The sequence below is a fragment of the Brevibacterium sp. FME37 genome (assembly GCF_014897485.1).
GTDB lineage: Bacteria > Actinomycetota > Actinomycetes > Actinomycetales > Brevibacteriaceae > Brevibacterium.
This window is the reverse complement of sequence record NZ_JABUYE010000012.1, coordinates 26019-50422: the sequence shown is the minus strand read 5'-3', so window position 1 is coordinate 50422 and position 24404 is coordinate 26019. Positions and strand designations below refer to the sequence as shown.

The following is a 24404-nucleotide window of genomic DNA, read 5'->3' as shown; positions in this document are numbered from 1 at the left end:
CTTTCGTCGGTGAGGGTCGTGGTCGACCTCTCCACTTTAACAAAGGACAGCCTAACTTAACTTCGCGGCCTGGATGCAACTCGACCGCGCGTTGGTCCCGCTCAAGGACATGGCGGGGCAGCCGGCATTCGTCTGCTCAGAGCAGAAATCCGCGTCAACCTCGTCGATTCCTCCTAGGATCGCATCATGGATGCACTTCACGTCACAGATGCGTACGCCGACCGGACTCCGGCGCTCCTGTGGCGCGAGATGCTCGGGAGGGTGCTGCGGCTGCGCCGCACCGAGCTGGGCCTGACCCTGGCTCAGGTCTCACGCCGCTCGGGAGTCTCGACCCAATACCTGTCCGAGGTCGAACGCGGCCTCAAGGATCCCTCTTCGGAGGTCATCGAGGCAATCGCCATAGTCCTCGGCCTCGCACTCCCCCAGGTGCTCGTCCTCGCCGCCGGCTCAACGCCGACAGCCGCGCCCGCGACGGTGCCCGCATTCGGGCTCACCGGACGGGCGCAGCTGTCCCTCGTGGCCTAGTCACACCGGCCGGGTGCCTCAGCTTGTACCCGAATCGAGGCGATTGGCCCTGAGAACCTCGAGTCTGCCTCGGTACTCGGCCTCGTCGATGTCACCTTGGGCGAAACGCTCGGACAGTGTCGCCTCCGCGTTCTTCGTCGACCCGAATCGGCCCTGACCATCTGCCCAGGGCGGTCCCCCGGCTTGGCGCCAACGACGCCGAGTGAGCGTGATGATGAGAGTGACGACCAGTCCGATGATGAGCACCCAGAAGATCGGGATGAGGAACAAGAACGGCCAGGCCGCGGGTCCGTGTTCCATGTTCATAATGCCTCCTTGTCAGGAATCCACGTCGCTCGTGGATATGACATCAATCCAACTCCTGCAGCCGCCTCGGCGAATCCCCCGCTGGGAGTCACTTCGGGTACTCGCTGAGGATGAGCTCCTACTGTTCGCGCAGCCAGCCCGGGGAGACCAGCCCGGACTCATAGGCGAGCACGACGAGGTGGACCCTGTCGCGTGCGGCGACCTTGCTCATGATGCGCGAGATATGGGTCTTCGCCGTCAGCGGTGAGAGCACCAGCTGCGCCGCGATCTCGTCGTTCGACAGTCCCTGCCCGACGAGGGCGAGCACCTCTCGTTCACGTTGTGTCAGCACGTCGAGATGCTTCGCCGGCTCCGCCCGCAGTCCCAGGGACATCCTCGACAGGAGGTATCGGGTCACCTCCGGTGAGAGCAGCGCCTCCCCCTCGGCGACGACGCGCACCGCTCGGATCAGGTCGACCGGTTCGGTGTCCTTGAGCAGGAATCCGCTGGCACCCGCCCTGACCGCGCGCACGATGTACTCGTCGAGGCCGAAGGTCGTCACCAGCACCACCCGAACGTGCCCGAGGTCGGGATCGGCTGCGATCGCCTCGGTGGCCCACAGTCCGTCACCGTCGGGCATCCGAATGTCCATGAGCACGACGTCGACCGGCGTCGCTGCCAGTTTCTCCAACAGCTCTTCCCCGCCGGAGGCCTGCACACTCACGCTGATGCCCGGTTCCGCATCCAACAGCGAAGCGAAGCCGGCGCGAACCAGCTGGTGATCATCGGCAATCGCCACCGAGATATCGTTCATGCCTGAGCCTGCCGATCTGTTCGTCCGTGTCCGCTGGTCCAGGGCAGCCGGACGCTGATGTGCGTGCCGTCCCCGCTCGCCGAGGTGATCGCGAAGGTTCCGTGGAGAAGTTTCGTCCGCTCCCGCATCCCGATGATTCCGGTGCCTTCGTCTCGCCCGTGCATCGCGTTCTCTGTTCCCTGGCCATCGTCACTGATCTCGAGGTGCAGGAACTCGCCTTCACGGAAGACTCTGACGTTCGCCTGGCTGGCGGCAGCGTGGCGGACCATATTCGTCAGCGCCTCCTGCACGATCCGGTAGGCGGCCGCATCCGCGGCACTGCCGGGATTCTCTCGAGTACCGTCGGCTCGGAGCTCGCGCCGGTCATCGAGGTGGATGGCTGGTCGCCCGGTCATTGCGGCGATGAGTGCCGGCAGCTCGTCGAGGCCCGGCACTGGGGCCAGCGGCTCGGCTGCGCCTGCGTCGGCACTGGCCGCGTCAGTGCCGGCCGCGTCGGAGTCGAGATCGCTTGGGCCGGCAGCATCCGAGCGCATCGTGTGGAGCACTGAACGGACCTCGTTGAGTCCCGTTCGACTCAGCTCCTTGATGGCGGCGAGCGCCCGTCTGGCCTGCTCGGGGTCCCGGTCGATGAGGTGTTCGCCCACACCGGCCTGCACGTTGATCTGGGACAGGGAATGGCCCAGCACATCGTGGAGGTCCCTGGCGATGCGCAGCCTTTCGGCCGCAATCACCTCCTGGTGCCGGGCCTGCGCCTCCTCGGCCGCGAGCCTCCTGCCTTCGTGCCTGCGCCGAGCGAAGGCTCCGATGCTCAGGGTCATCAGCAGACCGATCGTCGCAGAGGCCACACGCCCCACCGACCAGTCGACACCGAGGAAGGGACCGAGCAGCAGGGCACCCAACCAGACACCGGCCGCCGAGGCGATGGCCCAGATCTGATGACCGCGGACCATGGCCACGACGAGAGCGAAGAGGAACGCCGCATAGAACGGTGTCATCTCAGGTCCGGTGAGCCCCTGCGCCCACATTCCGCCCGGACCCTCCCCAGACCAGGGACGATTACTTGGACCGTGGCTCCACGCACCGGACAGGCTGGATCCCGCCAGTGCGGCCCAGACGACGAAGTCAACCAGCGTCAGCCCGGCGATGATCGCGACTCTCGGGCCCGGCCATCGTGCACAGAGTAAGAAGATCATCGGGGACAGCAGGGCCACGGCGATGCGCACGCCCCCGGCCAGGGCATCGACACCATCGTGGGTGGCCATGAACACGGCGAAGGGCAGCTGCAGGAGCAGGGCCAGGACGCTCAGGGCAACCAGGAGCAGCCGAGGTCGACGACGGACGCGACGATCAGCATCGGGATCGCTCGCCTCGGCGGCGGCACGCCAGGATCGGCTCATCCTCCGATCGTAGTCACTGACACCGGATTCAACGTCGTACCACGGGAGTATCCGACCGGACTTCCCGCGGAGTACCGCGGCCCGGGAGCAACTCAGAGGATCTGATCGACGAGGCCGAAGTCCCGGGCCGCCTGCGCATTGAGCACGAGATCCCGGTCGAGGTCGGCATGGATCTGGTCCACACTGCGCCCGGTGCCCTTCGCCAGCATCGCCTCAACATCTCGGCGCTGCCGGGCGATCTCGTCGGCGGCGACGATGAGATCGGGGATTGCCCCGCGAGCACCCTCGGCATGGGGTTGGCGCAGCACCGCTCGAGCGTGTTCGAGCATCGAACGCTGACCGGGTTCGCCAGCTGCCAGGAGCACCGCGGCATCAGCGGCCGCCTGCCCCACGCAGATGGTCGCCACGGGCGCACCGATGTGGTGCATCGCGTCGTAGATGGCGGTCATGGCCGTCAGCGATCCGCCCGGTGAGTTGATGTACAGCTGGATCGGGAGTTCTCGGCTGCTCGCCTCGAGGTGGAGCAGCTGGGCGATGATCGTATTCGCCACCCCGTCATCGATCGGCACTCCGAGGTAGATGATGCGGTTGCCCAGCAGGTGGGAATACACGTCGACGATCTTCTCCCCGCCACCCGAGCGGTCAACGACATTCGGAATCGTGTACTGGCTCATGGCGCACCGATCCCGCCGCGCAGATCGGCCGGGGACTCGACGATGCGGTCGATGAGCCCGTAGTCCAGTGCCTGTTCGACCGTGAACCACCGATCGCGCAGGGAGTCCTCGAAGACGCGCTCATAGGTCTTTCCCGTCGCCTCGGCGATGCGATGCAGGACCGTGTCCCGGACGGTGCGCAGGTCCCCGGACTGCAGCTCGATGTCAGCGGCCGCTCCCCCGATGCCCGATGATCCCTGGTGCAGCAGGATCCGGGCGTGGGGCAGGGCGAGTCGTTTGCCGGGGGTGCCCATCATGAGCACGAACTGCCCCGCCGAGGCGGCCCACCCGAACGCCACCGTGACCACATCGTTGGGCAGAGTCTCGATCACATCGGCGATCGCGTGCATCATCGGCACCGATCCGCCCGGTGAGTTGATCCACAGGTGGATGTCACTGTGGGAGTCTTCGGCGGAGAGGAGGATGAGTCGCGAGATGATCTCCATGCCGTTCTCATCGCGCAGCTCCCCGTTGAAGACCACCGAACGGTAGGCGTAGAGCATTCTCTGGGACTCGGGGATGCGGGTCGTCGTCGTGGACTCGTCACCGTCGGCGAACCTCGGCGATGGTGAGGTGGGTCGGTTGTGAGCATTCTGATGTGCGATTCGTGTGTTCATGCCTCCACACTGGAGCTGGCTGTGCCGAGTCGGAAGTCTTTTCCGCCTTGAGCAGGAGGGTGCCGCTGTGAGCGGACGGCGTGCCTGTGCGCCCGGTGTGATGGTGCTGCCGTGATAAAATCGGGCGAGAAACCCCGACTGTGTCAAGGGAAGGCCGAGACGGAATGATGCTGAATCTGTGGATGACAGTTCAGTTCATCGTGGTGCTTCTCAGCGCCGATGCCGATACGGTCATTCCTCAGTCGTCGATGCATCTGATCGTCCTCGTGCTGCTCGGTGCGGCACTGCTGTCGCCGGTCGCACCGTGGTTGGCAAGGGCTCTCTTCAGGTTCCTTCCTCAGTCTCCTCGCGGTCTTTGGGGACGGGGAGAGCGAACCGAGGTTCGCGAATTCCGCATGCCCGAGGAACCCGGCACTCCGGGCACCGCTCAAGCCAGAGCCCCCTCCTTCGTCGTCCGCTCCTTCGCCTGACCGACGACGTGATCTCCGTGCTCCTCAAGCACGGTCGCCGACGCCACTCCTGCCTGTTTCCCTAACGGATCCCGCCTGTGGTGTCGCCCTGCGTCGTTCGGTCGTTGAACGTCCATGACGACATCACCACTGCTGCTCAACGCTGCACGGCCGAATTGCCTGCATCGGCAGCGCCCAGGAGGGCCATCACCATGAACATCTACGAATTTCCACCCATCGAACTGCTCGTCAACGCCGCCTATTGGGTCGTCACCTGGCTGACGACTCTGCTCGAACCATTGGCTGGCACCGCAAGTGCTGCGCTGGCGATCGTGGTGCTCACGATCATCGTCCGCGCCGTGCTCATCCCCGTCGGGCTCTCACAGGTCAGAGCCGGCATCACTCGCAAACGCCTCGCACCGAAGATCACCGAGCTGCAGACCCGGTACAAGAAGACCCCCGAGCTTATGCAGCAGAAGATGATGGAGCTCTACAAGGAGGAAAAGGCCTCCCCGATGGCCGGCTGCCTGCCCGTGCTGGCCCAGATGCCGGTGCTCATGGCCGTCTATGGAATCTTCATCCAATCCACGATCGGCGGGCACGCCAATGACCTTCTCAACCATTCCCTGCTGGGCGTCCCCCTCAACGCCGGCTTCGTGGGTCTCCTGACCGGAGGGAACCTGAGCGTGGTCTCGGCCGCAGTCTTCGGCGTCATCGTGATCATCATCGCCGTCGTCGCTGCCCTCTCGCGGCATCTGCTCACCCCCGATATGCCGCAGACCCCGCCCGTCCGGGCGTCTGGCAGCCAGAACTCCACCACCGAGGGACCCGCCATGCCGGACCTCTCAGGCGTGACCAGGGTGCTGAGCTTCATGCCCTTCATGACCGCGGTCATCGCACTGTTTGTGCCTCTAGCTGCCACGCTCTACCTGATGACGACGACAGCCTGGACCCTGACAGAGCGCCTCGTGCTCAACCGTGTCCTCAAGGTTCACGAGCAGGAAGAGGCAGTTCCTGCCGCATGAATGAAGCGGGGCCGGACCGGAAGACATCGCTTCCGATCCGGCCCCGTGCCGTGCAGGTGATCACCCTGCACAGGCGGCTCTGCCTCAGACTGCCACAGGAACCTCGGGTGATTCCGCGACCACTCGCAGTGTTCCGTCGTCAACCGTGGCGCTGACCCTTCCGCCTTCGGACACTGTCTCGTTGACGAGGAGGTCCGCAATGCGGTCATCGAGCTCACGCTGGATCACGCGGCGCAGCGGACGGGCACCGAACTCGGGTTCGTACCCGGTATCGGAAAGCCACTCCACAGCATCCTCGGACACGGTCAGGCCGATGCCCTGGTGCGCCAGACGCTCGACCGAACGCTCCAGCTGAAGACGGACGATGACGCGCAGCTGCTCACGATCGAGCCGCGAGAACATCACGGTCTCGTCGATCCGGTTGAGGAACTCGGGACGCATGAACTCCTTGAGCTTGCCCATCACCTTTGCACTCAGGTCCTTCTCGGTGACCTTCGCATCGGTGGAGCTGAAGCCCAGCGGGGTGCTGCCGGACATGAACTCGGAGCCCAGGTTGCTCGTCATGATGATGACGGTGTTCCGGAAGTCCACGGTCCGGCCCTGACCGTCGGTGAGACGACCGTCGTCGAGGACCTGGAGCAGCAGGTTGAAGGCGTCCGGGTGAGCCTTCTCGACCTCGTCGAGGAGGATCACCGAGTACGGCTTGCGCCGAACCTGTTCGGTCAGCTGTCCCGCTTCGTCGTAGCCGACGTAGCCGGGAGGCGAACCCACCAGGCGTGAGACGGTGTGGCGTTCCCCGAACTCGCTCATGTCGAATCGGATCATCGCCGACTCGTCATCGAACAGGGTCGCGGCCAGAGATTTCGCCAGCTCGGTTTTGCCCACGCCGGTGGGTCCGAGGAAGAGGAAGCTGCCGATGGGACGGTTCGGATCTCCCATTCCCATCTGGGACCGGCGCACGGCCTTCGACACTGCCGTCACCGCGTTGTCCTGACCGATGACGCGACCGTGGAGGATCTCTTCGAGCTTGGCCAGCTTGGCCTTCTGACCCTGGGTCATGCTCGCCGCCGGGATTCCGGTGGCACGGGAGACGACCTGTGCGATCTGGTCAGCATCGACGATGCTCGGCTTGGCGTCAGCCTCAGCGCGCTGCGCGCCGTCGTCCGGGTTCTCGGCTGCATGCAGCTTCTCCCCGAGACTCATGACCTCGTCGCGAAGTTCCCCGGCACGCTCATAGTTCTCTTCGCTGATCGCGGTGTTCTTCTCGGTCTCGAGTCGTTCGATCTCCGTGCGCAGGGCCTGGGTGTCGACCTTGGGCCCACGACGCAGAGACAGTCGAGCACCGGCCTGGTCGATGAGGTCGATCGCCTTGTCCGGCAGGAACCTGTCGTTGATGTAGCGATCGGAGAGCTCGACCGACGCGCGAATCGCCTCGGGCGTGTAGGTCACATTGTGGTGCTCGGCGTAGCGGTCCTTGAGTCCGTCGAGGATTGCCACGGCATCTTCGATGTTCGGCTCCCCCACGCGCACCGGCTGGAACCGACGTTCGAGGGCCGAGTCCTTCTCGATCGTGCGGTATTCCTTGAGCGTGGTTGCACCCAACAGGTGCAGATCACCACGGGCCAGCCGGGGCTTGAGGATGTTGCCGGCGTCCATCGAGTTGGATTCGCCGTTGCCGCCGGCACCGACGAGGGTGTGGAGCTCATCGATGAAGACGATCATCTCGCCGTCCTCGGCGACTTCGTCGAGGGTCCCGGTCAGGCGTTCCTCGAAGTCACCGCGGTAGCGTGTGCCTGCCAGCATGCCCGGCAGGTCGAGTGCGACGACTCGCTTACCCGAGAGCTGTGCTGGGATCTCGCCGCTGTGGATGGCCTGAGCCAGTCCCTCGGCGATCGCGGTCTTGCCGACGCCGGCCTCACCGAGCAGCACCGGGTTGTTCTTGGTGCGGCGAGCCAGGATCTCGATCGTCTCCTGGATCTCCTCGGCGCGTCCGATCACCGGGTCGAGTTCACCGTCGGCTGCCAGTGCCGTGAGGTCCGTGCCGAAACGCTCGAGCATGGTCTCCTCCGGCTGGCCCGCTCCGGGACCGCCCTGCGGGTCGCCTGCCTCGGCGGCTTCGGCTCCGGCCTGCAGCCGTTCCTGTGTCACGCCCGCCTGGGCGAGGATGCGGCCTGCTGGCATCTCGTGGTTGAGCACGAAGGCGAAGAACAGGTGCTCCGGGTCGACGTAGGTCGAACCGAACGCCCGTGCCACCTGGTAGGCGTCGAGGAGCGCGCGCTGACCGGAACCGGTAAGGGTCAGTGCGCCTTCGGGCTTGGTGTCTGAGGATGCGGGCAGACGGTCTTCGACGGCGCGGGCGACCTGCTCCGGGTCAGCTCCGGCCTGACGGATCGCCGAGACTCCGGGCTCGGTCTCTGCCATGGTGCGCAGAATGTGCAGGGCATCGACCTCCGCCTGACCGTGCTCTCTGGCATAGTCAGCGGCGTTGTCGATGACCTCGTGGCTGCGCTTGCTCAGCAGCTTGTTGATGTCGACGCTGCGCCCCTGGCGCGCGCCCTGCTGTCCCTGCAGAAAACGGGCAAGGAACTCGTCGAATGAATCTCCGCCAGAACCGGCGGATCCGAAGAACGTAGCCAATCTGATCTCCTGTCGAAAGTTGAGCCTATACGACTCAATCAACGACGAAGGAGGTGGTCTTATTCCCGAGTGCCGTCCCGATTTCCCGACTAGCCCTTCGAAGGCCAGCCGTTGGGCTCGCAGCCCTGCAGGCCTTTGGTCTGCTGCTGCATGAGCGGGGCCGTCTCGCCGGGCCCCGGGCACGATTCATGGCTGTGGCCAAGTGCGTGACCGACCTCGTGGTTGATGAGGTACTGACGGTATTGGGTGATGTCGTCGAACTCATCGGTGGCAGACACCCAGCGCTTGGCATTGAGGATGACGTTGTTGCCGTTGCGGCACGAGAGTTTGCCCAGGGTGCGCAGCGGCAGGCACATCGAATCCACGGTGTCGGGGCTGGCGATGGAGATCATCGCGTCCTCACCCTCGTCGACCATTTTGATCGACACATCGTCCAAGTCCTGCCAGCCGCGCTTGTCCTGCAGCGTCTTGATGATGAAGGCGCCCGCCGCATCGACGTCGATCGGCAGATTGTCCTCGACTCGCAGTGCGACCTTGAACGTTGAGCCCTCGTCCCGGTTCGGTCCGGTCTCCTTCTTCGGACGGTCCCAATCGCTGCTTCCCTTCATATCGATGTCACCTTCGCTGACACCGGCCGAACCAGCCGACTTCGCAGCGGCCGCCGCAGACTCCGATGCACTGGTCGTGCTCGGCTGACTCGTTGCACTCGGCGTCGAGGTCTCGCCGACTGCGACGGTCTCGCTCTGGGAAGGACCAGGTCGCGTCTCCTGCCCCGAGTCGGGTGCGCAGGCGCTGAGCCCGAAGAGCAGAGACGCCGCAACCACCGCCGAGGCGGCTCGCCGCTGACCAGTCGTGATCAGGTGACGTGTTGTGAGCAGTGGGCGCGGTGAAAGGCGGGGAAGTCTCGACACTCTCATGAGTCTAGCGTTTCCTCTCCGCCCACCGACGAAGATCGTCGCCTAGTCTGCCCTCAGAATTCGAGGACACCGCCGGGACCGCGCAGGCGTGCATGCAATCGGTGCTCGTTGCCTTCAACTACCTGGGTATCGCTGGCACCAAGCACCTCAAGAACACGGCGGGTCGCCTCGGCGTCCGAGGATTCTATGGAGAACTCTTCCAGCTCCACCGTCGGCAGAGCTGCCTCGGCGGGGTGGGTCGACTCGCCCCAGTCGATGAGGAAGGGCTGTGTGCCCTTGGCCGGCAAAGGGGCCCGGGAGGTCAGACGCCATTCCAGCAGCTCCCCCTCGGCAGTCTCCCGAGACATGTCGCGGACCTCACCGAAGTCGATTCCCTCAGTATTGGCTCCGGCGACCTTCGCGAGGAATGCGTGCGGATGGATAGCCCAGGTCTGCAGGGTCAGGCCATCGGCCAGATGTGCGTCCAGCGGCAGCGTGCCGTCTGCCGGTGGCGTCTGCTGTGGATCCGGGCCCAGGATCTCAAGGTAGGTGTGGGTGCCGGCAGATCCGCCTGCAGAGTTGAGACCGACAAGATAGTTGGCGGTTCCTCGGCCAGGGTGTCGCCCACCGGCGACGGCGCGGACTCCGGTGATGCGCTCGAATTCAGCGACCCCGGCTTCGAGCTCGGGCACCGTGATGATGAGGTGGTCAAGATTGGCGGGAATCGTACTCAGATCGTCCATGATCCACCGGGACCTTTCAGTGTGGCGTGCAGGGCTTCTGTGACCCCTGCCTCAACCTCGATGGTAGCCCCCAAGGATCTCAGAACTCTGGATGTTGTGTCTACATCCGTACTCGTCGCCCAGAACCGCTCGAGGCCGACCACAGGCATCGGTTGCCGCGCGGGGTGCGGAGAATCCTTCCAATCAATGAGGAACGGCTGAATTCCACCCAGCGCCAATGGTGCCCGCCTCGTCAATCGCCACTCAAGAAGCGTGCCCTCCGGTGTGCGGCGGGACATGTAATGCACCTCGCCGAGGTCGACGTTCGGTTCTTTCGAATGCGCGGCCGGCTGCAGGGAACGTGCACACGAAGTCACGACTGCGTCGAAATCGGCCGGATGGATGGCCCACCGCTGCACCGTGGGCTCGGTGATCCCCGCTAAGCGCGAGGCGGCAAGGGCTGGGTCCTGCTCGGGGTCGGGTCCGAGGATTTCGATGTAGCTGTCGCGATGAGCGTCGACGCTCACGTCTTCAGCCTCGAGACTGCCAGCTTCGACCTTGAGGCCGAGCAGGGCGTTGGCCGTACCCAGGCCCGGATGGGTCCCGCCAGGAATAGCCTTCACCCCAACGAGATCGTGATATTGCTCAACACTTTGTGCAAGATTCGGAACGGCAATGACAAGATGGTCGAAATCTGGAGGCAGCGACATGACTCAATATTAAGCGATCGGATTGACTGCCAGTATGCCGATGCGCTTAACTCAAAGCATGCAGACACACTCAGGGCCCCAAATGCTGTGGCGCCGACTTCACATCGACCTCCAGAAGGTCACCAGCTCCAATTGTTGAGCTATATCAACGACTAGTTGAGCGACCTGAATAACTGTCCACAGCCCGATCTCGGTTTCATCTGCACAAAGGACCACATTCCATGACGGACCTCCGTCCCTCCACCTCGGCGAGCCCCGGCCGGACCTACGGCCGACGCAATTTCCTCAGCCTCGGGCTGGGCTTGGGCACCATCATCACGCTCAGCGCGTGCACCCCCACCGACGACGCTCCTCTGCCCAAAGACGGCAACCCGGTGCAGGGCGGTGTCCTCACATACTTCGAGCCGCAGACGTGGACGCTGCTCTACCCGCCCTCGGTCGGGTTCTATCCCAATGGCGGCATCATGAACAACATCTCCGCACGGCTGCTGTGGCAGGATCCGGAGACCCTCGAACTCCACCCCTGGCTGGCCACGGAACTGCCGGAGATCAACGAGGATGCCACCGCGTTCACCTTCACGATTCGTCCGGGCGTGACCTACTCCGACGGCTCAGCGCTGACGGCGAAGAACGTGGCGAAGAACTTCGACCTCTTCGGCAAGGGCGATGAGGCGCGCACGCTTCCGGTCTCCGAACAGATCTCGAACTACGATCGCAGCGAAGTCCTCGGTGAGAACACGGTTCGCTTCCACTTCAGCGCCCCCTCCCCCGGCTTCGCGCAGGCGACATCGACGATGAATGCAGGCCTGCTCGCAGATTCGACTCTGAGACTCGACGCCGAGGGCTTCGGTCCCGGCGGTGCCACCGGAATCCACACCTGCGGGCCCTTCCACATCACCGAGGAGACCATCGGCACGAAGCTGTCTGTGCGGGTCCGCGAGGACTACGACTGGGCGCCACCGCACCTGAAACATCAGGGCCGGGCCCACCTCGACGGCATCGACTACCTGACCAACAACGAGTACTCGGTGCGCATCGGCGCCGTGCTCTCCGGGCAGGCCGACGGCGTCCGCGACGTCCAAGCTCCCGACGAAGCACGAGTGACCGAGCAGGGTCTGCGCCTCTATGCCAAGGCCACGAACGGCATCAACAACAGCGTCAACTTCCGGTTCCGGCACAAACTGCTTGCCGACCTCAGGGTCAGGCAGGCGATCATCGCCGCCGTTGACCGGCAGGAGATCGTCGACAAGCTCTTCACCCCCAACTACCCCTTGGCCACCGGACTCCTGGCCAAGGGTGCGATGGGCTACAAGGATCAGTCGGGATCGTGGGTCCACGATCCGAAAGCGGCGAACCGACTCCTCGACGAGGCGGGCTGGGGCGAGCGCAATGCCGCCGGCTTCCGCATCAAGGACGGCCAGGTTCTGGAACTGTCGGTCAACATCGCGTTGCCGCAGCCACGGTCGAATGAGGTGCAGACGCTCATCCAGCAGCAGCTGCGCCACGTCGGCGTGCGCCTGTCCATCAACCCCGGTGACCAGTCGAAACAGACCCTGGATGCTCTCGACCTCGACCGCGTACAGATCTACCATTCGATGGTTGCCCGCGCGGACTTCGACAATCTGCGCTCGAACTACTCCTCGGTCAACCGTGACGTCTTCCTCAATGGCAAGGACCGCGACGACGCCGCTGATGAGAGCATTGATCCCGAGGTCGACCGACTGCTGGACGAACTTGCCTCGGAGCCTGTGACGAAGAATCGGCAGAAGGCTGCGGAGAAGGTCCAGGACTACCTCGTCGAGAACGCCTATGTGCTGCCGTTCTTCGAAGAGCCGCAGGTCTTCTCCTTCCGTCGCCGGGTCAACGGTTTCGCGACCGAACCGGTGGGCCGTCCCGACTTCTACAGCACATGGTTGGCAGGTCAGAAATGATCCTCGATATCCGCTACCTCTTCCTGCGCCTGGGCCAGGCCCTGCTGGTCCTGCTCTTGGCGTTCACGGCCGCATTCATCCTGCTCAGCCTCATCCCCGGCGACGGTGTCACCGCCCGGTTCGCGGACCCCGCACTGGGCCTCTCGGCCGATCAGATCGCAGCGATCCGCACCGAGACCGGGGCCGATGAATCCTGGATCAGCCGCTACTTCCTCAGCCTCGGCGGGTTCCTCACCGGCAACTTCGGCTTCTCCGTCCAGACAGGTGCGGCCGTGTCGACGATCATCGCCGCCGCCCTGCCCTCGACCGCTGTGCTCGCCCTGTCCGGATTCGTCTCCGCCCTAGTGCTGGCAGTGGTCATCGCGGTGCTGGCGACCTACGGCCCCTTTGCCTGGCTGCGGAAGGTCCTCGACTCGGTGCCCAGCCTGTTCATCTCGATTCCCGTGTTCTGGTTGGGGATCCTGCTCATCCAGATCTTCTCCTTCCAGTTCGGTCTGGTCTCCGTCGTCTCCCCCGGCCCCGCCGAGGCACTCGTCCTTCCGACCCTGACCGTGGCAGTCCCGCTCTCGGCTCCCATCGCGCAGGTCCTCATCCGCTCCATCACCGACGTCAAGGCCTCCGGGTTCGTCAAGGTCACCGCGGCGAAGGGTGCCAGTGAGCTGTGGATCCTTGTCCATGCCGTCGCCCGCAATGCGGTCCTGCCCGGGCTGACGATCATCGGTCTGGTCTTCGGTGAACTCGTCGCCGGTGCCGTGGTCACCGAGACGGTGTTCGGCCGCAACGGCATCGGACAGATCACAGCCCAGGCCGTGACCCACCGCGACAATCCGATCCTCTTGGCCGTCGTCGCCATCGCGACCCTGGCCTACGTGAGCATCAACCTCATCGTCGATCTGCTCTACCCCGTCATCGACGTGCGTCTGCGCACTCAGCCAGGCGTCACCTCGGCGGGCAAGAAGCCTGCCGACGAACCCACCCGCCGAGCGCTGACGACGACCGCTGCCAGCGTCGGAGTCGACCTGAGCTGGGACGAGGCACCCGGAACACCCGGGACGTCCACGACGAAAGGCGGGGACTCATGAGCCTCATCGACACCTTCTCTCGCGCTCCGGGCACCTGGACTTCGCGCCCGGAAGCGCAGCGACGCGGCCGCACTCGCAGAAGCATCGGTCCCACCACGGTCATCTCCGCTCTCGTCCTGCTCATCGCCGTCCTGTGGGCACTCTTCCCGGGACTGTTCACCCACCATGATCCCAATGACGGAGGAACCACTCCTGCACTGTTGGCCCCGAGCCTCGACCATTGGTTCGGCACCGACCAGACCGGGCGTGATGCGTTCACCCGCGTTGTCTACGGCGCGTCCCAGTCGCTGCTGGCCGCCCTGGTGGCCGTGGGTGTGGGTCTCGTGGTGGGAACGGCGATCGGACTCATCGCCGGCACTCGCCGCGGCTGGCTCGACGATGTGCTCATGCGCTTCATTGACGTGCTGCTCTCGATCCCCGCGATCCTGCTCAGCCTCTCGATCGTCATCGTCTTGGGCTTCGGCACCATCAACGCGGCCATCGCCGTCGGCGTCACCGCCATCGCCCAGTTCGCACGTCTCTCAAGGTCAGAGGCGGTGCGGATCAACACCAGTGACTTCGTGGCTGCGGCTTACGGTTCGGGCGGCACCTTCTTATCCGTCCTGTTCCGCCACATCCTGCCCAACTCGATTTCGCCCGTGCTGTCCCTGGCAGTGCTGCAGATCGGGTCCGCGATCCTCCAGATCTCGACGTTGGGCTTCCTGGGCTACGGCACTCCCCCGCCTACACCGGAATGGGGCCTCATCATCGCTGAGGGCCGCAACTTCGTGGCCACCGCCTGGTGGCTGACGGTGCTGCCCGGTTTCGTCGTCATGGCCATCGTCCTGGCCACCCACCAGATCGGCAACACCCTGCGAAAGGCGACATCATGACCGAGTCCGTCCCCCTGCTGTCCGTCGAGAATCTGCGTGTCGCCTACTCACTCCGAGATGAACCTGCAGCACCAGCCGTCGATGGCGCCTCCTTCGCCGTGCGGCCCGGGTCGATGACCGCGGTCGTCGGCGAATCCGGGTCCGGCAAGTCCACGACCGCGAATGCGGCCATCGGCCTGCTCCCGGAATCCGCGCTGATCACGGGTGGGCACATCCGCCTCGGCGAGGTCCATCTGGGTTCACTGGGGGCCAGCGCCTGGCGTGGGATCCGCGGCAGCCAGATCGGCTATGTGCCCCAGGACCCCGGCAGCTCGCTCAATCCTCTGCAGACCATCGGGAAATCCGTCGCCGAGGCGCTGCGGATCCACAAGCGCGCCGACCGGAAGTCCGCCCGTGCCCAGGTCATCGACCTGCTGGCCAAGGTCGGCATCGATCGGCCCGAGATGCGCGCCGACCAGTTCCCACACGAACTCTCCGGCGGCATGCGTCAACGAGTGCTCATCGCCTCCGCCATCGCTCTGCGCCCGCGTCTGCTCATCGCCGACGAGCCGACCTCGGCGCTCGACGTGACCGTGCAGAAGCAGGTCCTCGACCTTCTCGATGAGCTGCGGGAAGAGACCGGGATGGGTGTCCTCTTCATCACCCACGACCTGGCTGTCGCCGGTGAACGTGCCGATGAGGTCGTCGTCATGCAGACCGGACGCGTGGTCGAGACCGGCCCGGCGGCTCGAATCTTCTCACGGCCCGCCACCGACTACACCTCACGACTCCTCGCCGACGCTCCGGCATTGAAGACGAAGTCACGCCACCGGTCTGCAGCCCCCGATGCACGCGCCGAATGGGAGGCCTCCTTCGTCTCTGTCGAGGGCCTGACCCAGGTCTATGCCCGAAACGATGACCAGGTTATCGGCGTCGACGATGTGTCACTGAGCGTCGAACGCGGAACCACCCACGGGATCGTGGGCGAATCCGGGTCAGGGAAGACGACGACAGGCAAGGCACTGGCCGGCTTCCTCACCCCTCAGGCCGGACGGATACGCATCGGCGAATTCGACACCACCGACACGTCACGGGGCCACGGTGCCCGGGCTCGCCTCCGGGACTTCCGACGCACGGTCCAGCTGGTGCACCAGAACCCGTATTCGGCGCTGGACCCCAAGCATTCGATCAGGCAGATCCTCACCGAGCCACTGCGTAACTTCCGCATCGGGACCCGCAGTTCACACCCTTCTCTTGTCGCCGAGGCTCTGGACAGGGTGGCATTGCCGATCGACTTCCTTGACCGGCGGCCCCAGGAACTCTCCGGCGGTCAGCTGCAGCGTGTGGCGATCGCCCGTGCCCTCATCGCGGGGCCGAAGCTCGTCGTCTTCGATGAAGCGGTTTCGGCCCTCGACGTCACCGTGCAGGCCCAGATCCTGACCCTCCTCGACGACCTTCAAGCGGAGCTGGGTCTGACTTATGTCTTCATCTCCCATGATCTCGCGGTCGTGCGACAGATCGCTGATACGGTGTCGGTGATGTCGCGGGGGCGCCTGATGGAGAACGGACCGACGGAGGACCTCTTCGCGCGCCCGCAGACCCACTACACACGTTCCCTCCTCGCTGCGATCCCCCGCCCCGTGATGCTCCACGGCGACGGGGAGAACATCGCGAAGAATCCGACAGTGCTCGCAGCAGCAGAAAGATGAGACCCAGACGATGACGAACAGCTCCACAGCACCCCGGCTCGGATTCTTCACACGCCTGCTCGAAGATGCACCGGCTGACCAGCGCTATCGGTTCGCGCTCGAACAGATCCAGGCGGCCGAAACCCACGGCTTCGACTCCGCCTGGGTCGCCCAGCACCACTTCTCTGCGGCCGAAGGCGGACTGCCTTCCCCACTCGTGTTCCTCGCCCATGCCGCGGCCCAGACCTCTCGGATCAGGCTCGGCACGGCGATCATCACCCTGCCCATGGAGAACGGTGTGCGCGTGGCCGAAGACGCCGCAGTCACAGATGTGCTCTCCGGGGGACGCCTGGAGATCGGACTCGGGTCCGGTGGAAACCCGAAGTCCTTCCCGGCCTTCGGCACCAGCTTCGACGAACGCCGCGAAGTCTTCGCCGACAACCTTTCCGCGTTGAAGACCCTCCTCGCCGGTCAATCCTTGGACACCGGGCACACCCTCTACCCCCAGGAGGCTGGTTTGTCTGAGGGTCACGGACTCTCCGAACGCCTCTGGCAGGCCACCTTCTCCGCTGGCGGGTCCGGAGCGGCCGGTGCCGCCGGGGATGGCCTCATGCTCTCGCGCACCCAGCCCCGCCCCCAGGACAAGCCTGAGGCGAGCCTCGACGAGGTGCAGCTGCCGGTCATCGACACCTACCTCTCGAAACTGCCAGCCGGAGTCGAACCCCGCATCCTCGCCTCCCGCACCGCCGTCGTTGCCGACTCCGAGGACCTGCCTGAGCTGCGTGCCCTGACCGAGCCGGCGCTGCGGGCCGAGGCCGACCGCCTCGTCGGCTACGACACCTCGGGGCTTAGCCTCGACGAACTGCTCATCGCCACCGACACTTACCTCGGCACACCCGAACAGGTCATCGAACGCCTGTCCACGGACCGTGTGCTCTCACGAGCCACCGACGTCAGCTTCCAGGTACACTCGGTGCCGGCAACGAACGAAACGACACTGCGGTCCATCGAACTTCTCGCCACTAAGGTGGCGCCGGCCCTGGGACTGATACTGACGACAGAACAGGCGGCCTGACATGACCGACATCATCAACACCCTCGCGGGAATCGCCGCGCATGACCCACTCGATGTCCTTCGCGATCATCGTGCACAGGCCAAGGAGAATGCGCAGCGCAGCTTCGAGGCTCTCTTGGAACCCGCCGAAACCGGCGGAATCTCCTACCGCGATCGCTACGCCGTCGCCGCCTTCACCGCTGGCCTGCTGGGCGCACCCGCCGCCGAGGAGTTCTACCGCGACCTCCTCCGTGACGAGGACGAAGTCGCTTCCTGGGCGATCGCCGAACTCCTCGACGAGGCTCTGGCCGAACTCGACTCCCGGTCATCGGTGCGCGGTCCCTATGGGACCTTCGAATCCGCTGACCTGGCGGCAGAGAACGTTGTCGGACCGTGGTTTACAGTGGAGAAGAATTCCATCGAAGTCCTCGGTCCGCTGTTGGCCGCCGGACTAGAATTCGCGCACCTTCTGGCCCTCCATCCGCGCGACGCTCGGCCCGAACACATGGCACTGCTGCTCGACGCCGGCTGGGACGAGGACTCGATCGTCACGCTCGCACAGCTCGTATCCTTCCTCAACTTCCAGATCCGCATCAGCACAGGCCTGACTGCACTCGCCCACGCCCCGGCCGCAGCCCAGGCCCCAGTCGCCGACGAGGCGCCGGAAGCGGTCAACGATGTCGGCGAGACCACCTCGGCGAGGGAACCGGCCGCTTCTTCCAAAGGAAGTGAGGCCCTGGCTCGGGTGGGCGAACGTGTCAGCGCCCACCCTGAACTCAGTCGCCCGAAACTCTTCCAGCAGTCCGGGTTGGGATGGGTGCCCTGGATCGCCCCCGTCGCCGAGGCGGACCTCTCCGATGCCCAGCGCGAGGCCCTCATCGAGGCGGGGCGGGCGAAGAACCCCTACTTCCGCCTCCTGGCCAGGGACCCGGCGGCTCTGCAGGCACGGACGCTGACCGACCTCGACATCTTCTTCAACACCACCGACGGGCTCGGTCGGGCCGAACGCGAACTCGCGGCGACCGTGGCCTCACGACTCAACGGCTGCCTGTTCTGCGCCTCGATCCACTCGGACCGGGCCACCGAGGAATCCGGGCGCCGGGACCTCATGCAGACTCTGCTCGACATGGGCATCGAAACGCCGTCCAACCTCGGCGATCCTGTCTGGGATGCAGTCGTCGACGCTTCTGTGGCGCTCACGCTCACACCTCAGACATTTGGCCCGTCGCATGTGAACGCACTACGCGAAGCCAGCCTCGAGGATGGGGACATCATCGATGTCCTAGGCTGTGCGGCGTTCTTCAACTGGGCCAATCGCCTCATGCTCTCCCTCGGCGAACCAGAGGTGCTGGCACCCGGGAAGTGACGTGACTCAGCTGCGGCGGGCCGCCCGGAGGACGACGTCGTCGATGATGTCGGGTCGACCTCCTGGACCGATGACGGACCGATGCGATTCCTCGGCTGTGATCACGGTCCAAACCGTTGGATCCAGACGCTCTGTCATAGCGGCTGCCGTGGATGAGGCCTCGACTGGCGGGTGAGTATGGCCGTGTTCGCGGCGGTGAGCGCCCTCGCTGATGGTGCTGTGTGCTGGGGTGCTGTGCTCGTGATGGAGGTGGCCGACGATGAGCAGCGTTCCCCCCGGCGCCACCCAGTCTGCGATGCGGTCATAGAAGTCCAGCTGAGGCATTGCCGGGTGTGCATAGTGGGTGGTGACCAGGTCATATTGCATGTCTGGCTCCCATGTTGAGAGATCAGCCTGAACCCAGCGCAACTGGTCGTTCACTCCAGCGGCCGCCGCGCGGTCCTTCGCGTACCCAAGCGCCGCGTCCGCGACATCGGCCCCGGTGACGGCCCAGCCCTGTTTCGCCAACCAGATCGCTTCTGCTCCGGCACCGCAGCCGGCGTCGATCGCGGTACCTGGTTCGAGTCCGCCGACCTCGTTGATCAGGTGGGGGTTCGGATCGCCTGCGCTCATCGCGGGTGCTCGTTCACCGCTCCAGGTCTTGTCCCAGTAGTTCTTGTCGAAAGAGTGTGTCATCAGTTCGCCTTCTCTGCTTGTTTGGTCTCCAGCTCTGCCACTGCGTGGTCCAGGTCTGTGAAGGTGAGGTTGGTGTTGATGTGCTGAGCGGCGAGCGCACCCGCCGCTGCCGCACCGCTGACCTGGGCTCCGATATCGGTAGCGTTGCCAGCCACCCAGACGCCGTCGACCGCGGTCTGCCCGAAGGCCTCTGTCTCGATGAACGCACCGGCAGGATGGGCCGTGGGCTCGAGACCGATGCCTGCGAACAGTTCGGTGCGGGCAACCATCGGCGTGGCCACAACTGCAGCGTCGACGGCAATGACCTGCCCGTCGTCTAGTCGCACACCCGTGAGCTTGTCATCGGTGATCTCCAGGCTGTCGATGCCGCCGTCGATCACGGGGACGTCGAGAGCTTGAAGTCTGATCTGATCTTCCTCGGTGAGCTGCTGGTCTCCGGAAAAGAGCATCACGTGAGGGCTCCACTGCTTGAACAGAAACGCTTTGTGGACAGCCATCGGACTGGTGGCAAGGATGCCGATGCGACTGTCCCGTACCTCCCAACCGTGGCAGTAGGGGCAGTGGATGACTCCGTGCCCCCACTGTTCGCGGACGCCGGGAATCTCAGGCAGCTCGTCGACGAGGCCAGTCGCCATGAGCAAGCGTCTGCCGACGATCTCGTCTCCGCTGCCCACGGTGAGCGTGAACCTGTCGACTTCGCCGCTGACCTTCGTGACCTGGTCGTCGACGATCTCGCCGCCGTAGCTCAGAACTTCGTCTCGACCTCGGGCCAGCAGCTCCGTGGGACTGATGCCTTCATGTGCGAGCAGCCCGTGTACGCCGTCAGCCGGGGCATTGCGAGGTTGGCCGGCATCGATGACTGTCACTGTCCGGCGGGCACGTGCCAGCGTCAGCGCCGCGCTCAGTCCTGCTGCGCCAGCTCCGACGATCACGATGTCTCTGATCGCACTCTTCTTCTCTGTCATGTCTTCGTCCTCCCACGATTGTGGAGCCACCGCAACGGCGCTCCGATACTTCGATGGTGACGACACCAGGAGCCAATTGCAAATGAGTTTGCCGAATGGCAAACTCATGGGTATGGATGAACACATGGACCGCACCCTTGACGCTGTCGGGCCGCGGCTGAAGCAGCTGCGACAACGCCGCGACATCACCCTCACCGACCTCTCCGAGGAGACCGGAATCTCGATCAGCACTTTGTCCCGGCTTGAGGCCGGGCACCGCCGCCCCAACCTCGAACAGCTGCTGCCGCTGGCGCGAGCATTCGGAGCCACTCTCGACGAGCTCGTCGACGCGCCGCCGACAGGGGATCCGCGCATCAATCTGCGCCCCCTGCCCACCCGCGACGGCCGAACGATCCTGCCGCTGACACGTCGCGCCGGAGGAATCCAGGCCTACAAATTCGTGCTGCCGACGGGACTGGATGAAGCGAAACCCGAGCTGCGCAGCCATGAGGGCTACGATTGGGTCTTCGTTCTCAACGGCAACCTCCGCCTTGTCATCGGCGAACACGACCTCATCCTCGAGCCCGGCGAAGCCGCCGAGTTCGACACTCGCACCCCGCACTGGTTCGGCGCCACCAGCGCAGGGCCGGTCGAGTTTCTCAGCCTCGTCGGCAAGCAGGGCGAACGAGCCCACATCCGTGCGGCACCGAAACGCCACCTCGGCGCCGAGTAGAGTAGCCGCCAAGCCCACACCGAAATACGGGCGTCGCACAGAGCACCAGGTGTGAAAACCCGCAACTCGGCGCGACGCCCGTATGTCGGCGAATCTGAACGTATAGTGTCAGCCGATGTCCATGAGCGTGGACCGGATGATGAAGCGGTTGCCCGTCGGTGATTCGACGCTGAAGCCGCCTCCCCGTCCAGGAACCACATCGACGGTGAGGTGGGTGTGCTTCCAATACTCGAACTGCTCGACCGACATCCAGAAGTCGAGGCCCGCCTTCTCACTGTCATCGATGGGCAGTTCGAAGTGGCCGAGCAGAACGTCGGCGTCTGAGGTCAGGAAATCGCCTTCGGGGAAGCACATCGGCGAGGATCCGTCGCAGCAGCCACCCGATTGGTGGAACATCAGTTGGCCATGTTTGGCGACCAGTTCGCTAAGGAGGTCGACGGTGGCCTGTGTCATGGCCACTCGCGACTTCTCCTCACCATCGATGGTCGGTGTGGATTCGAGGACTGCTGTTTCGGTTGATTCACTCATCAGAAAAATCCTTGCGCGTTCTCCGAGTAGCTGACCAGCAGGTTCTTCGTCTGCTGGTAGTGGTCGAGCATCATCAGGTGGTTCTCTCGGCCGATTCCCGATGACTTGTATCCGCCGAACGCGGCATGGGCCGGGTAAGCGTGATAGTTGTTCACCCATACACGACCGGCTTGGATGTCTCGGCCAGCGCGGTAGGCGATGTTTCCGGTCCGAGCCCAGACGCCGGCACCCAGTCCGTAGAGCGTGTCGTTTGCCGTGGTGATGGCGTCGTCATAGTCCTTGAACGAGGTCAGGGCGACAACGGGACCGAAGATCTCCTCCTGGAAGATCCGCATATTGTTCGTGCCCTTGAAGATCGTCGGCTGGACGTAGAACCCTCCGGCGAGGTCGCCTTCGAGTTCGGCCTTGTCACCGCCGATGAGCACCTCGGCGCCTTCATCCTTACCGATCTGCAGGTAGGACATGATCTTCTCGTACTGATCGTTCGAGGCCTGCGCACCGACCTGGGTGTCTGTGTCGAGGGGGTTGCCCTGTTTGACGGCTCGGACCCGTTCGACGCCTGCGGCCACGAAGTCGTCGAAGATCGACTCCTGGACGAGAGCTCGTGATGGACAGGTGCAGACTTCGCCCTGGTTGAGCGCGAACATCGCGAAGCCTTCGAGCGCCTTGTCGCGATAGCTGTCGTCAGCGGCGAGGACGTCTTCGAAGAAGATGTTCGGGGACTTTCCGCCGAGTTCCAGGGTCACCGGAATGATGTTCTGCGAGGCATACTGCATGATGAGACGACCGGTCGTGGTCTCACCGGTGAAGGCGATCTTCTTGATCCGCTTGTTCGAGGCCAGCGGCTTGCCCGCCTCGACGCCGAATCCGTTGACGATGTTGAGGACGCCGGGCGGCAACAGGTCGCCGACGAGTTCGGCAAGGATGAGGATCGATGCCGGGGTCTGCTCGGCAGGCTTGAGGACGACGCAGTTTCCTGCTGCCAGGGCCGGTGCCAGCTTCCATGTGGCCATGAGGATGGGGAAGTTCCACGGAATGATCTGGCCGACAACGCCGAGCGGTTCGTGGAAGTGATAGGCGACGGTATCGTCATCGATCTGGGACAGACCGCCTTCCTGTGCCCGCATCGCCGAGGCGAAATAGCGGAAGTGGTCGATGGCCAGTGGAATGTCAGCGGCCAGCGGTTCGCGGATGCCCTTGCCGTTGTCCCAGGTCTCGGCGACCGCGATCATCTCAAGATTGGCTTCCATGCGATCAGCGATCTTGAGAAGGATGTTCGAACGCTCCGTCACCGAGGTCTTGCCCCAGGCGGGTGCCGCTGCCCAGGCCGCATCGAGTGCGGTTTCGATGTCTTCGGCGGTGGAGCTGGGAATCTCTGTGAATGCCTGTCCCGTGACGGGGGTGATGTTTTCGAAGTAGTTGCCGTTCTTCGGCGGCACCCACTCCCCTCCGATGTAGTTCTCATAGCGCGGTTTGAACGTGACGAGAGAACCTTCGGTACCGGGTGCTGAGTAGACTGCCATGACACTCCTTCGTGTGAGTCCAGCCGCTCACCCGGGTCTGTATATCGACCCGACCGAGCAGATGTGTCCGTGTCTTCTCACCATAGGTCTCAGAGCGCGAGTGGACAATAGTCTGAGTGACTTCCTATCGCCGTGCAGGCTGGTGTCACGTTTGCGTTAGCGGTTCTGCGCCTAGAGTGTGGTGATGACCGCACGACTGGAAAGTGCCCGAAGAATCTCTGCCGTGATCGCCGGACTTGAGGACTCGGAGGTGCGCGCGCTCGTGGCCACGGCCAAGAAGGTCGGGATCGGCATCGGCGGAACCACCCGGACGACGCACATTGATGGAGCACCTGTCTTTATCAAGCAGCTGCCGATCACCGTGGCAGAACGGGCCGACCCTCTTGCTACCGTCAATCACAATGGGCTTCCATTCGTCTCCCACTACGGGAACGGCAGCCCCTCGCACGGGGTCGGCCGAGAACTGGCAGCTCACCAAATGACCTCGTCCTGGGTCTGCGCCGGAGCGGTGGACTTCTTTCCGCTGCTGCTCGGGTGGCGAAACATCGACCTGAAGACTGAAACCGATCTCAGCGAATTCGCCGGAGATGGTCCGCAGCATCGGTGGGGATCCTCGTGGCCTCAGGTGGCGAAGAAGCTCGCCGAGATGATGGCCGCCCGGTCGAGTATGGTGCTCTTTCTCGAATACGTTCCTGGGACTCTTGGCTCTTCGATACGCACAAGCTTGGCCGGGAACACCAGGGAGTTCGATTTCACCCATACGGTGAAACAGATCATCGAAGCCACAGCGTGGATGAAGAAGCAAGGGTTTCAGCACTTCGATGTCCACCCGGGAAATATCCTCGTCAATGAAGGCAGACTGCTGTTCACCGACTTCGGGTTGTCACTGCATCCTGATTTCGTCCTCACTCCGGACGAAGAGTCCGCAATGCCCTCACACGCAGACTTCGACCGGGACACCGCGCTGATGCACCTGTTCCACTGGGTGCTGTTCGAACTCGGCTACTCCAGCGCAGACGGACGACTGGCTCTGTTGCGTGCCGCTGCCGGAGACGGCTCTGCCTCTGAGCTTGATCCGGTTCGAGTTGCTCTAGGTTCAGGTGCCGATCTCATCGCCGACCACGCGGGCGTCGTCGTTCGCATGACGGAGATGTTCGCCCTCCTCATTCGGGATGCGTTCGGGGCGAGGTACGAGGGTGCTGAGCAGCGAGGCGACCGGTGAGTTTCATCTTCTGTTCC

The 24404-nt window shown here is 64.2% G+C and carries 24 protein-coding genes; 11 read left to right on the top strand and 13 right to left on the bottom strand.

Annotated elements, in window-relative coordinates; all coding sequences use genetic code 11:
• Nucleotides 1-186: 186 nt before the first annotated feature.
• Nucleotides 187-525, top strand: a complete 339-nt coding sequence (locus INT29_RS13950; RefSeq protein ID WP_009883194.1) for a helix-turn-helix domain-containing protein — start codon at nt 187-189, stop codon at nt 523-525.
• A gap of 18 nt (nt 526-543) precedes the next feature.
• Here the strand turns inward: INT29_RS13950 and INT29_RS13945 are convergent, their stop codons facing one another.
• From INT29_RS13945 to INT29_RS13925, 5 genes are all read right to left on the bottom strand, one after another.
• Entirely contained in the window at nt 544-831 is a 288-nt protein-coding gene (locus tag INT29_RS13945; protein WP_101638777.1) for an SHOCT domain-containing protein, read from the bottom strand.
• A 118-nt stretch (nt 832-949) separates the two neighbouring features.
• A complete protein-coding gene (locus tag INT29_RS13940; protein WP_101638776.1) occupies nt 950-1624 on the bottom strand; it encodes a response regulator transcription factor in 675 nt (224 codons plus the stop codon).
• Nucleotides 1621-3021 (bottom strand): sensor histidine kinase, encoded by a 1401-nt coding sequence (locus tag INT29_RS13935; RefSeq protein WP_101638775.1) that lies wholly within the window; start codon nt 3019-3021, stop codon nt 1621-1623. Before INT29_RS13935 ends, INT29_RS13940 begins: the two co-directional genes overlap by 4 nt.
• Before the next feature lie 92 nt (nt 3022-3113).
• A complete protein-coding gene (locus INT29_RS13930; protein ID WP_069599611.1) occupies nt 3114-3695 on the bottom strand; it encodes a ClpP family protease in 582 nt (193 codons plus the stop codon).
• Nucleotides 3692-4351 carry a ClpP family protease gene (locus tag INT29_RS13925; RefSeq protein WP_009883199.1) on the bottom strand — a complete coding sequence of 220 codons (660 nt, stop codon included), beginning with the start codon at nt 4349-4351 and terminating at the stop codon, nt 3692-3694. Before INT29_RS13925 ends, INT29_RS13930 begins: the two co-directional genes overlap by 4 nt.
• 182 nt (nt 4352-4533) lie before the next feature.
• Here INT29_RS13925 and INT29_RS13920 point away from each other — a divergent pair, with 182 nt between their 5' ends.
• Nucleotides 4534-4821, top strand: coding sequence for a hypothetical protein (locus INT29_RS13920; RefSeq protein ID WP_226823736.1), 288 nt, complete (start codon nt 4534-4536; stop codon nt 4819-4821).
• 191 nt (nt 4822-5012) lie between these two features.
• The gene (locus INT29_RS13915) at nt 5013-5825 is read left to right on the top strand and encodes a YidC/Oxa1 family membrane protein insertase (RefSeq protein ID WP_009883201.1); all 813 of its coding nucleotides are present in this window, start codon (nt 5013-5015) and stop codon (nt 5823-5825) included.
• Nucleotides 5826-5909: 84 nt separating this feature from the next.
• On the opposite strand, the gene INT29_RS13910 is transcribed toward INT29_RS13915, so the two are convergent.
• The 4 genes from INT29_RS13910 to INT29_RS13895 all read right to left on the bottom strand — a co-directional run bounded on the left by INT29_RS13910 (nt 5910) and on the right by INT29_RS13895 (nt 10790).
• Entirely contained in the window at nt 5910-8462 is a 2553-nt protein-coding gene (locus INT29_RS13910; protein ID WP_009883202.1) for an ATP-dependent Clp protease ATP-binding subunit, read from the bottom strand.
• Nucleotides 8463-8551: 89 nt separating this feature from the next.
• Complete coding sequence (locus INT29_RS13905; RefSeq protein ID WP_319020912.1) at nt 8552-9373, bottom strand: DUF3152 domain-containing protein; 822 nt, start codon at nt 9371-9373, stop codon at nt 8552-8554.
• Nucleotides 9374-9432: 59 nt separating this feature from the next.
• The gene (locus INT29_RS13900) at nt 9433-10101 is read right to left on the bottom strand and encodes a VOC family protein (RefSeq protein ID WP_193072006.1); all 669 of its coding nucleotides are present in this window, start codon (nt 10099-10101) and stop codon (nt 9433-9435) included.
• Nucleotides 10089-10790: a VOC family protein gene (locus INT29_RS13895; RefSeq protein ID WP_193072005.1), complete on the bottom strand. Its 702-nt coding sequence runs from the start codon at nt 10788-10790 to the stop codon at nt 10089-10091. The genes INT29_RS13900 and INT29_RS13895 overlap by 13 nt, the downstream gene beginning before the upstream one ends.
• Before the next feature lie 221 nt (nt 10791-11011).
• Between INT29_RS13895 and INT29_RS13890 the strand changes: the two genes are divergently transcribed.
• The 6 genes from INT29_RS13890 to INT29_RS13865 are packed head-to-tail and all read left to right on the top strand — an operon-like array spanning nt 11012 to nt 18762.
• Nucleotides 11012-12721 (top strand): TIGR04028 family ABC transporter substrate-binding protein, encoded by a 1710-nt coding sequence (locus INT29_RS13890; protein WP_193072004.1) that lies wholly within the window; start codon nt 11012-11014, stop codon nt 12719-12721.
• The gene (locus INT29_RS13885; RefSeq protein WP_193072003.1) at nt 12718-13803 is read left to right on the top strand and encodes an ABC transporter permease; all 1086 of its coding nucleotides are present in this window, start codon (nt 12718-12720) and stop codon (nt 13801-13803) included. Before INT29_RS13890 ends, INT29_RS13885 begins: the two co-directional genes overlap by 4 nt.
• Nucleotides 13800-14675 carry an ABC transporter permease gene (locus INT29_RS13880; RefSeq protein ID WP_193072002.1) on the top strand — a complete coding sequence of 292 codons (876 nt, stop codon included), beginning with the start codon at nt 13800-13802 and terminating at the stop codon, nt 14673-14675. The genes INT29_RS13885 and INT29_RS13880 overlap by 4 nt, the downstream gene beginning before the upstream one ends.
• The gene (locus INT29_RS13875; RefSeq protein WP_193072001.1) at nt 14672-16363 is read left to right on the top strand and encodes a dipeptide ABC transporter ATP-binding protein; all 1692 of its coding nucleotides are present in this window, start codon (nt 14672-14674) and stop codon (nt 16361-16363) included. Before INT29_RS13880 ends, INT29_RS13875 begins: the two co-directional genes overlap by 4 nt.
• 10 nt (nt 16364-16373) lie before the next feature.
• Nucleotides 16374-17417: a putative FMN-dependent luciferase-like monooxygenase gene (locus INT29_RS13870; protein WP_193072000.1), complete on the top strand. Its 1044-nt coding sequence runs from the start codon at nt 16374-16376 to the stop codon at nt 17415-17417.
• Between the two features lies 1 nt (nt 17418).
• A complete protein-coding gene (locus tag INT29_RS13865; RefSeq protein ID WP_193071999.1) occupies nt 17419-18762 on the top strand; it encodes an alkylhydroperoxidase domain protein in 1344 nt (447 codons plus the stop codon).
• Between the two features lie 6 nt (nt 18763-18768).
• Here INT29_RS13865 and INT29_RS13860 read toward each other — a convergent pair whose 3' ends face one another.
• Complete coding sequence (locus tag INT29_RS13860; protein ID WP_193071998.1) at nt 18769-19437, bottom strand: SAM-dependent methyltransferase; 669 nt, start codon at nt 19435-19437, stop codon at nt 18769-18771.
• Complete coding sequence (locus INT29_RS13855) at nt 19437-20402, bottom strand: NAD(P)/FAD-dependent oxidoreductase (protein WP_193071997.1); 966 nt, start codon at nt 20400-20402, stop codon at nt 19437-19439. Before INT29_RS13855 ends, INT29_RS13860 begins: the two co-directional genes overlap by 1 nt.
• A gap of 82 nt (nt 20403-20484) precedes the next feature.
• Between INT29_RS13855 and INT29_RS13850 the strand changes: the two genes are divergently transcribed.
• A complete protein-coding gene (locus tag INT29_RS13850) occupies nt 20485-21114 on the top strand; it encodes a helix-turn-helix domain-containing protein (protein ID WP_413463165.1) in 630 nt (209 codons plus the stop codon).
• Between the two features lie 108 nt (nt 21115-21222).
• Here the strand turns inward: INT29_RS13850 and INT29_RS13845 are convergent, their stop codons facing one another.
• The gene (locus tag INT29_RS13845; protein WP_101570839.1) at nt 21223-21642 is read right to left on the bottom strand and encodes a DUF779 domain-containing protein; all 420 of its coding nucleotides are present in this window, start codon (nt 21640-21642) and stop codon (nt 21223-21225) included.
• Complete coding sequence (locus INT29_RS13840; RefSeq protein WP_193071996.1) at nt 21642-23165, bottom strand: aldehyde dehydrogenase family protein; 1524 nt, start codon at nt 23163-23165, stop codon at nt 21642-21644. Before INT29_RS13840 ends, INT29_RS13845 begins: the two co-directional genes overlap by 1 nt.
• Before the next feature lie 184 nt (nt 23166-23349).
• On the opposite strand from INT29_RS13840, the gene INT29_RS13835 reads away from it, so the two are divergent.
• Entirely contained in the window at nt 23350-24387 is a 1038-nt protein-coding gene (locus INT29_RS13835) for a protein kinase domain-containing protein (RefSeq protein ID WP_193071995.1), read from the top strand.
• The last annotated feature ends 17 nt before the right edge of the window (nt 24388-24404 follow it).